Raw genomic sequence first — 13,900 nt, 5'->3', positions numbered from 1 at the left:
CGGGCCGGACACCATGAGCTTCATGGTGTCCGGCCCGTTCACTTTTATGGACCGGTTTTAAAAGTCACCGCCGTGAGGAATAGACTGAAGTAATTAAACGGTGGTGAGGGGTGCTTCATTGGAAGAACGTTCGGCGTCGGCGCCAACGGCACAGGGAGACAAAAATCCTGCCGGTGTACAAACCGGGGTGGCGGCAACCGCACGCCCTGGTTCCTTGGTGCCCGTTGACAACTCCGGGTCCCGCGCCACGTTCCCGGGGCGCAGGGAGCGCACGCGCTCCAGGCTGGCCCGCCTCACCGGCCGCGGCACTGCCACCTATTCGCCCATCCTCGAACCGCTGTTGAGGACTGTGCGGGCCAATAATCCCAAAGAGGATTTCGACCTTATCCAGCGCGCCTTTGACGTGGCGGAGCAGAGCCACCGGGGCCAGAAGCGGAAAAGCGGTGATCCGTACATCACCCACCCGGTGGCGGTGGCCACCATCCTCGCCGAACTGGGGCTCAGCGGGACCACCCTGGCAGCGGCACTCCTGCACGACACGGTGGAGGACACCCCCTACACCCTTGCTGACCTGAAGCGGGACTTCGGCCCGGAAGTGGCCATGCTGGTCGATGGGGTTACCAAGCTGGACAAGGTCAGCTTCGGGGAGGCGGCACAGTCAGAAACGGTCCGCAAGATGGTCGTTGCCATGGCCAAGGACATCCGCGTCCTGATGATCAAGCTGGCCGACCGGCTGCACAATGCCCGCACCTGGCGCTTCGTCTCGGCGGAATCCTCGGCACGCAAGGCCCGTGAGACCTTGGAGATCTTCGCCCCGCTGGCGCACCGCCTGGGTATGAACACCATTAAGTGGGAGCTGGAGGACCTCTCCTTCGCGGCCCTGTACCCCAAGGTGTACGAAGAGATCGTGCGGATGGTGGGGGACAGGACTCCCGAGCGTGAGAAGAGCCTGAGCGTCATCCGCGACCAGATCACCGAGGACCTGCGCACCGCCCGGATCAAGGCCACCATCACCGGCCGGCCCAAGCATTACTACTCGATCTACCAAAAGATGATTGTCCGCGACAAGGACTTCGACGACATCAACGACCTCATGGGTGTCCGTGTCCTGGTGGACTCCGTCCGGGATTGTTACGCTGCCCTTGGCACCATGCATTCGCGCTGGAACCCGCTGCCCGGCAGGTTCAAGGACTACATTGCGATGCCCAAGTTCAACATGTACCAGTCGCTGCACACCACGGTGATCGGCCCCGGCGGGAAGCCTGTGGAGATCCAGATCCGGACCCACGAGATGCACCGCCGCGCGGAGTACGGCGTGGCCGCCCACTGGAAGTACAAGGACCAGCCCAACCGCACCGCCGTGGGTCCCGGCAGTCCCCGGGATGGCGACATGGGATGGCTTCGTTCCCTCGTGGACTGGCAGCAGGAGACGTCCGATCCCGGTGAGTTCCTGGACTCGCTGCGTTTCGAAATCAACGCCCGCGAAGTGTTCGTCTTCACCCCCAAAGGTGAGGTGATGGCGCTGCCGGCCGGGTCCACCCCCGTCGACTTTGCCTATGCGGTCCACACGGAGGTGGGCCACCGGACCATCGGCGCCCGTGTCAACGGCAAACTGGTCCCGCTCAACAGCGAACTGAACCACGGCGACTGGGTGGAGATCTTCACCTCCAAGGCGGAGGGTGCCGGGCCAAGCCAGGACTGGCAGCACTTCGTCAAGAGCGCCCGGGCGCGGAACAAAATCCGGCAGTGGTTCAGCAAGGAACGCCGCGAAGAGGCGATCGACCGCGGCAAGGAACTGCTGACCCGTGCCATGCGGAAGCAGAACCTTCCGCTGCAGCGGCTCATGACGCACGAGGCCCTGGCGGCGGTTGCCGAGGAATTCAAGTACGTTGACATCTCCGGCCTTTACGCCGGAGTGGGTGACGGCCACACCTCTGCCCAGGCTGTGATGGAGAAACTCGTCGAAAGCCTCGGCGGAAACGAGAGCGCCGACGACGACATCACCGAAGTCAGCATTCCCACCCAGGTCACCAAGACACGTTTCTCCGACTCCGGCGTGGTGGTCCGCGGCGTTGGCGATGTCTGGGTCAAACTGGCACGCTGCTGCACGCCAGTGCCGCCGGACCCCATCCTGGGATTCGTAACCCGCGGCTCAGGCGTGTCCGTACACCGGACAGACTGCACCAACATTTCGGACCTGAAGGACCAGCCGGACAGGATTGTCGACGTGGACTGGGCGCCCACCCAGTCGAGCGTTTTCCTCGTCGAGATCCAGGTGGAGGCCCTGGACCGCAAGTCCCTGCTGTCCGACGTGACCCGGGTCCTGTCGGAAAACCATGTGAACATCCTGGCCGCCAGCGTCCATACCTCCACCGACCGGGTGGCCATCTCAAAATTCGCCTTCGAAATGGGTGACCCCAAGTACCTGAGCCACGTCCTGAGTGCTGTCCGCCGGATTGACGGGGTCTTTGACGTCTACCGCACTACCGGAAACAAGCGCCGGAACTAGCCGCGCGAGCTTTTCCAGCGCTGCGCGTTTGTGTGGCACCCGCGGGGACGCCTCGATTGCGAGGACCAGCAGACGCAGCCGCACATCATTTTGGGGACGCGCCAGCAAAGCAGCGAGTGTAGGGACGGCGCGTTCGGCGTCGACGTGCAACGCGACATCCAGCGCCGTCCGCAACGGACTCGAGACCATCAGGCCGCCAAGGCTGACAACGTCGAGCGGCCCCAGCTTCACCTCGTGGAGTGTGCAGCCCCTGGTATTGCGAAGGCTGGACACCCGGCGCTTTGCATCCACGAGAAGAGCAAGCCTGTCCGGCTCCTTGGCGCAGCCGTAGATCCATGCAGCTGTCATGCGACCGGCAACAACGCGCTGCCGGACGGAGGCCGGAACAGCGCACGCTGCCGCCCTCGCGCGCAGCTGCGGGGACGCCGGCACCTCAGGCAGGGTATAGCCGTGCTGATGGAAGCGGGCCAGCAGCCCGTCCGCTGCGAGGGACTGCAGTTCCGGCCAGGCAAAGGGCCTGCCCGGCGCGTACAGTTCCGGAAAGCGGGGGGCAGCAGCCTGGCTGCCCGCTGATGGATCCGTGCCTGCGGCAGCAGGGGGAGAAGCCGGTGGTGTCGCCATCCGTCCATCCTGCCGCGTACGCCCTAAACGACACAGGCCCGGTTCCGGTTATGTGGAAAACCGGAACCGGGCCTGCCGGGGAAACGAACAGCCGGAAGGTCAGGAAAGCTCGCTGGCCGAACGCTGGATCTGGTCGAGCCAGGCCTGGCGCGCTTCAAGTGCTTCCTGCGCGGCCTTGATCTTGCGCTGGTCACCGCTCTTTTCAGCCTTGGCCAGATCGTCCTGGAGCCCGGCAATGGCGGATTCAAGCTGGGACAGGGCACTGTTGGTGCGGGCCTTCCGCTCCGGGTTGGACCGCTGCCACTGCTCTTCCTCGGCCTGGCGCACAGCGTCCTCAACCTTGCGGAGCCCGGCCTCGATACGGCCCATTTCCGCCCGCGGCACCTTGCCCGCTTCCTCCCACCGGTCCCGGATGGACTGCAGCGCCTTCTTGGCCGCCCCCAGGTCCTTGACGGGAAGAATGGCATTGGCCTCGGTCAGGAGGGCTTGCTTGACCGTGAGGTTGGCGGAGTACTCCTGGTCGATCTCGTCATTGGCAGCCTGGCGGTTGGCGAAGAAGACGTCCTGGGCTGCACGGAAACGGGCCCAGAGGGCGTCGTCGTCCTTGCGGCTGGCGCGCGGGGAGGCCTTCCACTGGTCCATCAGGCGGCGGTACTCGCCGGCGGCGAAACCCCAATCGGTGGACGTGGACAGCGACTCAGCCTCGGCAATCAGCTTTTCCTTGGCGGCCTTGGCCGCGGAGTTGTTGCTGTCCAGCTGGGAGAAGTAGGCCCTGCGGTGGCGGTCGAAAACTGTGCGGGCGGCACGGAACCGCTTCCACAGGGCGTCTTCATTGCTGCGGCCAAGGCGGACGCCGCTCTTCTGCGCAGTCTTCCAGCTCTCAAAGAGCTCGTTCATCCTGGCGCTGGAGGTCTTCCACTGGGTCTGGGCAGGATCCTGGCCGGAAATCTGCTCAGCCTCAGCAACGATGGCCTCACGGGCAGCGAGCTCGGACGCGCGGACGGCGTCGTGCTCCGCCTTCTCCGCCTTTTCGAGTTCGGCGATCTGCGTGGAAAGGCTGTCCAGCCGGGCCTCGGCCGCCCGGAGGTCGCCCACCATGTTCCGTTCAGCGAGCTGCTCCCGGAGGTGGGTCACCGTTTTCTGCATGTCCGTGCTGGGGGCTTTTGAGCTGACGCGCTGTTCGAGCAGCACAATCTGGGCCACCACGTCGTCGTATTTCCGCGCAAAGTAGGCCAGGGCCTCGTCGTCGCTCACGCCCGGGTACTGCCCCACAGGGTGCTCGCTGCCATCGATGGTCAGGAAGACGTGTCCGTCGCCTTCGACGCGGCCCCACTTCGAGGCCTCAGCCAAGGACGTTGACGGCGGGGCCTGGACGGGTGCCGCGGCCGGGGTTGCTGCTGCCGGCTTGGGACGCGAGGCGAAGGCTGCAGGGGAAGGGGCGGACGGCCGGGGGCCGGGAGCCGGTGCAGGAGCGGGGGCAGCGGATTCCGGGGCGTCACCGGAGGGTTCTTCCTCCGCCGGAGCCTCACCGGCGGGCGCTTCGACAGGATCCGCTGTGGGAGTACTGCTTTCAGGGGCGTCCCCGGCGGGAGCTTCCGTGTCCGGTGTAGTGGTTGCTTCAGCTCCTGCGTCTTCCGTGGCGTGGGCCGCCGCCTCGGTCAGGTCTGTTGCTGTTTCGTCGGATTTCTGACTGTCTGTCACCGCTAAAAGTCTTTCGCTTGGAGGGAAATACTCACGTTCTGCACCACGGCCACCTCGGCCGGGCTTCCTACTTCAGAGAAAACGAGTCTATCGTGACTGGTTCAACAGGCGCGCCGTCTGTGTCGCTGCCGCCCGGCGTGATCCCGGCGGCAGCGATATCCGACACCACGTCCAGCCCCGATGTCACCTTCCCGACTACCGTGTAGCCGCCTGCGGAGTCGGCAGGAATGGTGGTGTCCTTGTAGACAATGAAGAACTGGGTTCCGTTGCCGTAGGCGTTATTGCCGGTCCGGGCCACGGCGATGGTACCGGCCGGGTAGGTATTGTCGGCCGGAACATTCTCCAGCGGTCCCCACGTGTAGTTGGGATCGCCCTGCCCGTCGCCCGTGGGGGAGCCGCACTGCAGGACGCCGAATGCGTCGGCGGTGGTGAGGCGGTGGCAGGTCTTTCCGTTGTAAAAGCCCTCATCGCTCAGGGATTTGAAGACGGCTGCTGCCTGCGGTGCATTAACCCCATCCAGCTCCACGCCCAGCGGGCTCCCGTTCAGGACCAGTTCCCCGGTGAAGGTCTTGCCTGCGGCAGTGTCCGGGGCCGGGATGTTGGGGCCGTTCGTGGCTTGGGCGGACGGACTTGCGGACGGGTCAGCCGGGGCTGACGGGCTGGCAAGCCCGGCCTCGGCTGCTGCGAACTCCTCCTCCGTGGGGTTCCCGGCAAAGGCAGTGAGTTGGAGTACGACGGCGAGCAGCACTGCGGCGGTTCCGGCACCTGCGGCCACAAGATTGTCGCGCTTGCGGCGCTTCTCCTGGTCCCGCCTGAGCTCGCGCTTGGCCTCCATCTGCTGGATGCGCCGTTTGGCTTCGCGGGCACTGCGTGAACTGGCCGCCAAGGGTCCTCCTTATTGTCGGGCTGCTGCGCGATGGGCATGAAGGCCGCAGGCGCAGTTTTCTGACGGCCGAGCCCTGCCGGTCCGCTGCATTAGAGATGCACACGGATGACGCATAAACTGACTGCCGCACATAGTTTATGCATGACTGGCTGGACTGCCGCGGTTCGGCGCCCGTAAAGGGCGGAATGCGGGCAGCTTCCGGCGCACCAAGAGGAGAACTTCCATGGCACGCACCGCCTCCCTGTCCGGATTCCCCGAGTGGCTTCCCGAGGAGCGGCTGGTGGAACTCCATGTTCTGGACACCCTGCGCCGGGTCTTCGAACTCCACGGGTTCGGCTCGATCGAGACACGCGCCGTGGAGACCGTGGGGCAGCTGCTGCGTAAGGGTGAGATCGACAAGGAAGTGTACGGCCTCAGCCGGCTCCAGGAGGACGAGAGCGACAACCCTGTTAAGGCAGGCAAAGCGGATCCGCACGCCCTTGCCCTGCACTTTGACCTCACCGTCCCGTTCGCCCGCTACGTCGTTGAAAATGCCGGATACCTGGCGTTCCCGTTCCGGCGCTACCAGATCCAGAAGGTGTGGCGGGGTGAGCGTCCGCAGGAAGGCCGGGCCCGCGAGTTCACGCAAGCGGACATTGATGTTGTGGGCGACGGCGAACTGCCCTTCCGCTATGACGTTGAGATCGCGCTGGTGATCGCGGAAGCCTTGGGCGCGCTGCCCATCCCGGACTTCCGGCTGCGCATCAACAACCGCAAGCTGGCGGAAGGCTTCTACCGGGGAATCGGCCTCGAGGACACGGCGGGAGTGCTCCGCAGCATCGACAAGCTGGAAAAGGTGGGCCCGGCCAAAGTGGCCGAGCTGCTGAAGGAAGAACTGGGTGCCACCGACGAGCAGGCGCAAAAGGCGCTGCAGCTGGCGGGGATCCGCACGGAGGACACGTCCTTCGTGGCACAGGTCCGGGCGCTTGGCGTCAGCAACGAACTGCTGGACGAAGGCCTGAACGAGCTGGAACAGGTGATTGAAGCCGCTGTCCAGCGGGCCCCCGGCAAGGTGGTGGCAGACCTCAGCATCGCCCGCGGTCTTGACTACTACACGGGAACAGTGGTGGAAACCGTCCTGGTTGGCCACGAGCAGCTGGGCTCCATCTGCTCCGGCGGCCGGTACGATGCCCTGGCATCCAAAGGCAACCGGAAGTTCCCCGGCGTCGGGCTGTCCATCGGAGTTACCAGGCTGGTTTCCCGCATCCTGAGCCAGGACCTGGCCAGGGCCTCGCGTTCGGTTCCCACCGCTGTACTGGTGGCCCTGACGCATGACGGCAGCTGGGGCGCGGCACAGGACGTTGCAGCCCAGTTGCGGAGCCGCGGCATTCCCACCGAAGTGGCTGCCAAGGCGGAGAAGTTCGGCAAGCAGATCAAGTTCGCCGACCGGCGCGGCATCCCGTTCGTCTGGTTCACGGACGACGACGGCACGCACCAGGTCAAGGACATCCGGTCGGGGGAGCAGGTGGTGGCCGCCCCTGAAACCTGGGCGCCGCCGTCGGAGGACCTCGCTGTGCAAGTGGCCACGACAGCCCCGGTGGCCACGGCGGTTTAGCCGCTTTACCCGCACCCGGTGCATCATGCGGTGACAGTCCCTGTCCAGCGGGTAAACTCGGACGGGACCGTTCCTGGAATGGTCCATTTAAATTTCCCACTGTTTTCCCGCAGAAAGGCGTGCTGTGCTGCGCACACATGACCTCGGATCCCTTCGCTCCGAGCACATTGGACAAACCGTAACCCTGGCCGGCTGGGTGGGCCGCCGTCGTGATCACGGTGGTGTGGCATTCGTGGACCTGCGCGATGCATCCGGCGTGGCGCAGGTTGTGGTCCGCGAGGAAGAGGTCTTCCACGGGCTGCGCAACGAGTACGTCCTCCAGGTCAAGGGCACCGTTTCGAAGCGGCCGGAAGGCAACGAGAACCCGGCGCTTGCCACCGGTGAGATCGAGGTCATTGCCGAGGATGTCACCATCCTGAACACCTCGGACCCGCTGCCGTTCCAGATCGACGAGCACGTGGAAGTGGGCGAGGAAGCGCGCCTCAAGCACCGCTACCTGGACCTCCGCCGCCCCGGCCCCAGCCGCAACCTCCGGCTGCGCTCCGAAGCCAACCGGGTGGCCCGCGAACTGCTCCACCAGGACGGCTTTGTGGAAATCGAGACCCCCACGCTGACGCGGTCGACGCCGGAAGGCGCCCGTGACTTCCTGGTTCCGGCACGCCTGGCGCCCGGCTCCTGGTATGCCCTTCCGCAGTCCCCGCAGCTTTTCAAGCAGCTCCTGCAGGTGGGCGGCTTCGAAAAGTACTACCAGATTGCCCGCTGCTACCGGGACGAGGACTTCCGCGCGGACCGCCAGCCGGAATTTACCCAGCTGGACATCGAGGCGAGCTTCGTGGACCAGGACGACATCATCACGCTGGGCGAAAACATCGTCAAGGCAGTGTGGAAGCTGATCGACGTCGAGATCCCCACACCCATCCAGCGGATCACCTACGCCGATGCGATGGCCCGCTTCGGTTCGGACAAGCCGGACCTCCGCTTCGGACTGGAACTGACGGAGCTTACGGAATTCTTCAAGGACACCAACTTCGGTGTCTTCAAGGCATCGTATGTCGGCGCCGTGGTCATGCCCGGCGGAGCTTCGCAGGCACGCCGCGCCCTGGACGCCTGGCAGGAATGGGCCAAGCAGCGTGGCGCCAAGGGACTGGCCTACGTCCTGTATAAGGAGGACGGCGAGCTGGCCGGTCCGGTGGCCAAGAACCTCACCGACACCGAGCGTGCCGGCCTGGCCGACGCCGTGGGTGCCAAGCCCGGTGACTGCATCTTCTTCGCCGCCGGCGAAAAGACGCCGTCCCGCGCCCTCCTGGGTGCCGCACGCGTGGAAATCGGCCACCGGACCGGTTTGATCGACCCCAACGACTGGGCGTTCTGCTGGGTCGTGGACGCACCCATGTTCGAGCCTGCCGCCGCCGCCGTCGCCTCGGGTGACGTAGCGGTGGGCGCCGGCCAGTGGACGGCCGTCCACCACGCCTTTACGTCGCCCAAGCCGGAGTTTCTGGACACCTTCGACAAGGACCCCGAGTCCGCACTGTCCTACGCGTACGACATTGTCTGCAACGGCAACGAAATCGGCGGCGGCTCCATCCGTATCCACCAGCGCGAGGTGCAGGAGCGCGTCTTCGAGCTGATGGGCCTGGACAAGGAGGACGCCCAGACCAAGTTTGGCTTCCTGCTCGAGGGCTTCAAATACGGCGCACCCCCGCACGGCGGAATCGCCTTTGGTTGGGACCGCGTGGTGTCACTGCTTGCAGGAGTGGACTCCATCCGCGACGTCATCGCCTTCCCGAAGTCCGGCGGCGGCCACGACCCGCTCACGGACGCTCCGGCCCCCATCACGCCTCAGCAGCGGAAGGAAGCGGGCGTGGACTTCAAGCCCGAGGCCACCAAGCCGGTCGAAGCGAAGAAAGTCGAAGCGGTCGCCAAGTAGCCGCTGACAGCTGTATGGCAGGAGAGGCTCCCCGGCAGCGCCGGGGAGCCTCTCCTATGAGTAAAGGAGTTTTCGTGGACACTTCCGTGCCGGTCGTTCATACATCACCCTCAGAAGTGGAGGCAGCAATGGATGCTGCCTGGCCTGGTCTGGAACGGTATGAAACGGACGCCTGGGTTTTCCGGGCCGCGGACGGAGTAACGCAACGTGCCAACTCCATCTGGCCGCGCCGGGACCCGGAAGGCGGCGCACAAGGGTTCCCTGGACTGCTCAGGGAGGCCAGATCCTGGTACCGCAGCCGCCGGCTGCCGGTGATCTTCCAACTTTTTGATGATCCCCGGACCGCGTCCCTCAATGCATTCCTTGATGCCGAAGGCTTCACCCGGCAGTCCGAAACCCTGATCCTTACCCGTCAGGCCTCGCTGGGCACCACGCCGCCTGACCGCCCCGTGGAACTGGCATCCCAGCCGTCGGATGAATGGCTGGAGGTGTGGTGGGACGTGGATGGGCGCGGCGGCGCGGAGGCCCCGGCAGCCGCCCGGGAAATCCTTGAAGGCTGCCCTTCGGTGTATGCACTGGTGCGCGGCGACGACGGCCGGCCCGCCGCCGTCGGACGCCTTGTTTTACCGGACACAACGCCGGGGCCGCTGGGCGGCATCTACTGCATGGCCACGCATCCGGACGCCCGCCGGTGCGGCTATGGCAGCGATGTCCTCCGCGCCCTGCTGCAGGAGGGGGCCTCCCGAAAGCTGGACGGCTACTGGCTGCTGGTCACCGCAGCCAACCATGGTGCCCAGGAGCTTTATGCCAAGGCCGGGTTCCGGGAGGAGGGCCGCTACCTCTACCGCCAGGAACGTCCCCGGCGCGCGCCGACGGGCTGCTGACTCCGCTGCCGGGGCAGGCGCTACGCGGCCGGTGCGTCCGTTACCTGTACCCGCACCGAGCAGGCGTCCACCGCGGCCTTCTTCACAACGGCTGCCTTCGGCTCCGGCACATCGAGGTAGGCCAGCCGCGGCAGCCGGGCGTATCCCCGCAGCGCGGGGTGTTCCAGGACCAGGTCCGCCAGCGGCCGGTCGCCCCCGGGAAGCACATACTCGAACGATTCCCGGCTGAACACCTCAGCAGCCTGCGCGGCCACCGCCTCCACGAGCGCATCGGCCTGGTTGGAGCGGCGGCGGGCGAACCGCTGCTGGGACTGGCCGCCGGCCGCCGTGCGGGACTGCACGTACCTGGTGCCCACCTTGGAAGCCAGCAGTTCCCCTTCGGCGGCGATTCCCACTCCGTAACCACCCCGGCGGACCAGCAACAAGCCAAGACGGCGGGGCTGCGAGGCAAGCGACGCCAGTCGCTCCACCCCGTCCCTCCCACGTCCGGGCCGTCCGTCCGCGGGCCAGGGCGCCTGCAGGAGTGCTTCCGTGCCGTCGGCTGCCAGGAGGCGCAGCCCGTCGTCGTCATCCCGTTCCAGATAACCGCCGTGGGCGGCTGCGAACCGCTCTGCCCAACCGGCCAACCGGCTGCCGGAAACGAAAGCTGTCCGGACGGAGGGCGGCCGGTCGCCGGCGGCTCGTGCGGACATGGCGGCATCCTTAGGGGTAGCTGGACTTCGGCGGGAAAGCCGAACGACTGGAAGTAGCCTATCTATGTGGATGATCTCTTCGGGCACGGGCCAGGCAATGATGACGACGGCGACAACGGCGCGCCGGCCGCCGGCCGGACCGCCGGAGGAGGGGGCAACGCTTCTCCCCGTGGCCCGCTGGCCGTCCGGATGCGCCCCCGCACCCTTGACGAGGTAGTGGGCCAGCAACACCTCCTCGGCCAAGGGTCACCCTTGCGCCAACTTGCTGCAGGGGCGGGAGCGGACACATCCGGCCCCGCGGGACCCACCTCGCTGATCCTCTGGGGTCCGCCCGGAACCGGAAAAACCACGCTCGCGCACGTCATCGCGCGCGGTCCCGGCAGGAAGTTCGTTGAACTCTCAGCGATCACGGCGGGCGTCAAGGATGTCCGCCGCGTGATGGACGATGCGCTCACCGCCCGCGACCTCTATAGGACCACCACTGTCCTGTTCCTGGACGAGATCCACCGCTTCAACAAAGCCCAGCAGGACGCCCTGCTGCCCGGCGTCGAAAACCGCTGGGTGGTGCTGGTGGCCGCCACCACCGAAAACCCGTCCTTCTCCGTCGTATCGCCGCTCATGTCCCGTTCCCTGCTGCTCACGCTCCGCCCGCTGACAGACGCAGACATTGAAGGCCTCCTGGTCCGGGCCGTGCAGGACCAGCGCGGCCTCGACGGCAAGGTTGAACTCGATCCGGAAGCGCTGGCCCACCTCGTCCGGCTCTCCGGCGGCGACGCCCGACGCGCCCTGACCGCCCTTGAAGCGGCGGCCGGAGTGGCCTTCGGTGATGCTGACGACGCCGAAGCCGGGCCCGTCAAGGTTGAACTGAAGCACACCGAGCGCGCCCTCGACGCCGCCGCTGTCCGCTATGACCGCGCGGGGGACCAGCACTATGACGTGGCCAGCGCCTTCATCAAATCCATCCGCGGTTCCGACGTGGACGCCGCCCTCCACTACCTCGCCAGGATGCTGGAAGCGGGGGAGGACCCGCGCTTCGTCGCCCGCCGGATCGTGATCTCCGCAGCCGAGGACGTGGGGTTGGCTGATCCCACTGCCCTGCAGACGGCTGTGGCCGCAGCCCAGGCGGTGCAGCTGATCGGCATGCCCGAGGGGCGCATCGTCCTGGCCGAGGCTGTGGTGCACCTCGCGACAGCACCAAAGTCCAACGCCGCCTACACGGGCATCAACAAAGCAATCGCCGACGTTCGGGCGGGGCTGGGGAACGGCATCCCCGCCCATCTGCGGGACGCGCACTATCCGGGTTCGAAGCAGTTGGGCCACGGCCTCGGTTACAAGTACGCCCATGATGCTCCACACGGGGTTGCCACCCAGCAGTACCCGCCCGATGACCTGGTGGGAAAGGATTACTACCAGCCCACCGCCAACGGCGCGGAGCGGGACATTGCGGTGCGGCTGGAGCGGCTGCGGAAGATCGTCCGGGGCAAGTAGCCGCCGTGGTAGGATAGATGTTTGTCTGGCAAGGCGCGGACGCACAATCTCCCCAATTTTACGTTGAGAAGGTTATGCCTGCGCCCAGTAGCAAAAGGCAGCGGTTGGCCGATGCTCTCCATCGTGGAGGCCAGTAACACTGACACACCGCAGATATTGGAAGGACACAAGTGGCTAACAACACTCGTGCTCGCCGTCAGGCCCGCCTCTCGCGGTCCCTCGGCATCGCTCTGACCCCCAAGGCCGCCAAGTACATGGAGCGCCGCCCGTACGGCCCCGGTGAGCATGGCCGTGCCCGCAAGAAGCAGGACTCCGACTACGCCGTACGTCTGCGCGAAAAGCAGCGCCTGCGCGCCCAGTACGGCATCCGCGAAGCACAGATGACCCGTGCCTTCGAAGAGGCCCGCCGCACCAAGGGCCTGACCGGTGAAAACCTCATCGAACTGCTCGAAATGCGTCTTGACGCCCTGGTCCTGCGTGCCGGCTTTGCCCGCACCATCGCCCAGGCCCGCCAGCTGGTTGTGCACCGCCACATCATGGTTGACGGCGTCCGCGTTGACCGTCCGTCGTTCCGCGTCGGCGAGGGCCAGCTGGTCCACGTCCACAGCCGCAGCGAAACCATGGTTCCGCTCCAGGTAGCAGCAGCCGGCGCCCACCGCGACGTCCTGCCCACCGTTCCGGCATACCTGGACGTCAAGCTGGAAGCCCTCCAGGCACGCCTGGTTCGCCGCCCCAAGCGCTCCGAGGTCCCCGTGACCTGCGAAGAGCAGCTGGTCGTCGAATTCTACGCACGCTAAATTCCAGCAGCGTATCCAAAGAAGCCCGTGGCAAGCGCCACGGGCTTCTTTGTATGTAAGGTACTTGGGGGACATCTGCGGAACGCGCTTCATCAGCGCGTGCAGGATGGACCGAACCACAGAATTTCGAGGAGATGAACGTCTATGTCTGGTGGCGATATTGCCGGCCTGATCGCTGCCGGGGTGTTTGCGCTGCTGGTGCTGCTGCTCGCAGTGCCCATCCTGAAGCTTGGCAAGGTGTTTGACGAGGTACGGACCGCCATCAGGTCCATCAGCGACGGCGCCACGCCCCTGATGGACGAGGTCACTGCCACGGTGTCAACCACCAACCGGCAGTTGAAGAAGGTGGACGGCATCTCGTCCAACGTCTCGGACGCCTCCGCCAACCTCTCGGCCCTGTCATCCCTGGTTGCCGCCACCGTAGGCTCGCCGCTCATCAGGGTGGCGGCGTTCAGCTACGGCGTGCGCAGCGCGCTGGCCAACCGCAAGAAGCCCGCTGCCGGCCGCCGCAGCCGCTGAATCCCGGAGAACGAAAATGAAACGACTTGTTTGGATGGGAATCGGCGTGGCCATCGGAGTCATCGCCTTCCGCAAGGTGACCGAAGCGCAGTCCAACCTGGGACCGGAAGGCCTCAACCGGGCAGTGGGCCGGCTTGCCGACGGAGTCTACGACTTCGCTGACGCCGTCCGCGCCGGAATGCTTGAACGGGAAACCGATCTTCGGGCCGCCCTTGGCGTTGAGTCAGGGGAAGTGGCCCGCCGCTGACCGGCAGGCACTGGCCTGGCCAGCCGTCGAAACAA

Annotated in this window: 12 protein-coding genes; 8 read left to right on the top strand and 4 right to left on the bottom strand. The window is 65.9% G+C overall.

The window, feature by feature from the left end; genetic code table 11:
* Window positions 1-118: 118 nt before the first annotated feature.
* Window positions 119-2,509, top strand: coding sequence for a RelA/SpoT family protein (locus NXY83_RS10910; protein ID WP_309484069.1), 2,391 nt, complete (start codon window positions 119-121; stop codon window positions 2,507-2,509).
* On the opposite strand, the gene NXY83_RS10905 is transcribed toward NXY83_RS10910, so the two are convergent.
* From NXY83_RS10905 to NXY83_RS10895, 3 genes are all read right to left on the bottom strand, one after another.
* Window positions 2,390-3,130 carry a type IV toxin-antitoxin system AbiEi family antitoxin gene (locus NXY83_RS10905; RefSeq protein ID WP_258802266.1) on the bottom strand — a complete coding sequence of 247 codons (741 nt, stop codon included), beginning with the start codon at window positions 3,128-3,130 and terminating at the stop codon, window positions 2,390-2,392. The two genes, NXY83_RS10910 and NXY83_RS10905, sit on opposite strands and share 120 nt — an antisense overlap.
* Window positions 3,131-3,229: 99 nt before the next feature.
* On the bottom strand, window positions 3,230-4,831 hold the full coding sequence (locus tag NXY83_RS10900) for a DUF349 domain-containing protein (RefSeq protein WP_258802265.1): 1,602 nt from the start codon (window positions 4,829-4,831) through the stop codon (window positions 3,230-3,232).
* Between the two features lie 67 nt (window positions 4,832-4,898).
* Window positions 4,899-5,717: a peptidylprolyl isomerase gene (locus NXY83_RS10895; RefSeq protein WP_258802264.1), complete on the bottom strand. Its 819-nt coding sequence runs from the start codon at window positions 5,715-5,717 to the stop codon at window positions 4,899-4,901.
* Between the two features lie 223 nt (window positions 5,718-5,940).
* Between NXY83_RS10895 and hisS the strand changes: the two genes are divergently transcribed.
* The 3 genes from hisS to NXY83_RS10880 all read left to right on the top strand — a co-directional run bounded on the left by hisS (window position 5,941) and on the right by NXY83_RS10880 (window position 10,122).
* Window positions 5,941-7,311 carry a histidine--tRNA ligase gene (gene hisS, locus NXY83_RS10890; RefSeq protein ID WP_258802263.1) on the top strand — a complete coding sequence of 457 codons (1,371 nt, stop codon included), beginning with the start codon at window positions 5,941-5,943 and terminating at the stop codon, window positions 7,309-7,311.
* Between the two features lie 124 nt (window positions 7,312-7,435).
* On the top strand, window positions 7,436-9,238 hold the full coding sequence (gene aspS / locus NXY83_RS10885) for an aspartate--tRNA ligase (RefSeq protein ID WP_258802262.1): 1,803 nt from the start codon (window positions 7,436-7,438) through the stop codon (window positions 9,236-9,238).
* A gap of 128 nt (window positions 9,239-9,366) precedes the next feature.
* The gene (locus NXY83_RS10880) at window positions 9,367-10,122 is read left to right on the top strand and encodes a GNAT family N-acetyltransferase (protein WP_258806163.1); all 756 of its coding nucleotides are present in this window, start codon (window positions 9,367-9,369) and stop codon (window positions 10,120-10,122) included.
* 20 nt (window positions 10,123-10,142) lie between these two features.
* Here the strand turns inward: NXY83_RS10880 and NXY83_RS10875 are convergent, their stop codons facing one another.
* Window positions 10,143-10,814, bottom strand: coding sequence for an acVLRF1 family peptidyl-tRNA hydrolase (locus NXY83_RS10875; RefSeq protein WP_258802261.1), 672 nt, complete (start codon window positions 10,812-10,814; stop codon window positions 10,143-10,145).
* Between the two features lie 66 nt (window positions 10,815-10,880).
* On the opposite strand from NXY83_RS10875, the gene NXY83_RS10870 reads away from it, so the two are divergent.
* The 4 genes from NXY83_RS10870 (at window position 10,881) to NXY83_RS10855 (ending at window position 13,865) form a co-directional block, all read left to right on the top strand.
* On the top strand, window positions 10,881-12,302 hold the full coding sequence (locus NXY83_RS10870) for a replication-associated recombination protein A (protein ID WP_258802260.1): 1,422 nt from the start codon (window positions 10,881-10,883) through the stop codon (window positions 12,300-12,302).
* Between the two features lie 170 nt (window positions 12,303-12,472).
* Window positions 12,473-13,099, top strand: a complete 627-nt coding sequence (rpsD, locus tag NXY83_RS10865; protein WP_258802259.1) for a 30S ribosomal protein S4 — start codon at window positions 12,473-12,475, stop codon at window positions 13,097-13,099.
* Between the two features lie 144 nt (window positions 13,100-13,243).
* The gene (locus tag NXY83_RS10860; RefSeq protein WP_258802258.1) at window positions 13,244-13,618 is read left to right on the top strand and encodes a DUF948 domain-containing protein; all 375 of its coding nucleotides are present in this window, start codon (window positions 13,244-13,246) and stop codon (window positions 13,616-13,618) included.
* A gap of 16 nt (window positions 13,619-13,634) precedes the next feature.
* Complete coding sequence (locus tag NXY83_RS10855) at window positions 13,635-13,865, top strand: DUF6167 family protein (RefSeq protein WP_258802257.1); 231 nt, start codon at window positions 13,635-13,637, stop codon at window positions 13,863-13,865.
* Window positions 13,866-13,900: the final 35 nt, after the last annotated feature.

The sequence above is a fragment of the Pseudarthrobacter sp. NS4 genome, from assembly GCF_024758005.1.
Lineage (GTDB): Bacteria > Actinomycetota > Actinomycetes > Actinomycetales > Micrococcaceae > Arthrobacter.
The sequence above is the reverse complement of the archived record's forward strand: the minus strand, read 5'-3'. Positions and strand labels throughout refer to the sequence as shown.

Bases quoted from the DNA above. Each gene is read 5' to 3' on its own strand.
- hisS (WP_258802263.1), top strand. From the start codon at position 5,941: ATGGCACGCACCGCCTCCCTGTCCGGATTCCCCGAGTGGCTTCCCGAG.
- NXY83_RS10855 (WP_258802257.1), top strand. From the start codon at position 13,635: ATGAAACGACTTGTTTGGATGGGAATCGGCGTGGCCATCGGAGTCATC.
- NXY83_RS10905 (WP_258802266.1), bottom strand. From the start codon at position 3,130: ATGGCGACACCACCGGCTTCTCCCCCTGCTGCCGCAGGCACGGATCCA.
- NXY83_RS10860 (WP_258802258.1), top strand. From the start codon at position 13,244: ATGTCTGGTGGCGATATTGCCGGCCTGATCGCTGCCGGGGTGTTTGCG.
- NXY83_RS10875 (WP_258802261.1), bottom strand. From the start codon at position 10,814: ATGTCCGCACGAGCCGCCGGCGACCGGCCGCCCTCCGTCCGGACAGCT.
- NXY83_RS10880 (WP_258806163.1), top strand. From the start codon at position 9,367: ATGGATGCTGCCTGGCCTGGTCTGGAACGGTATGAAACGGACGCCTGG.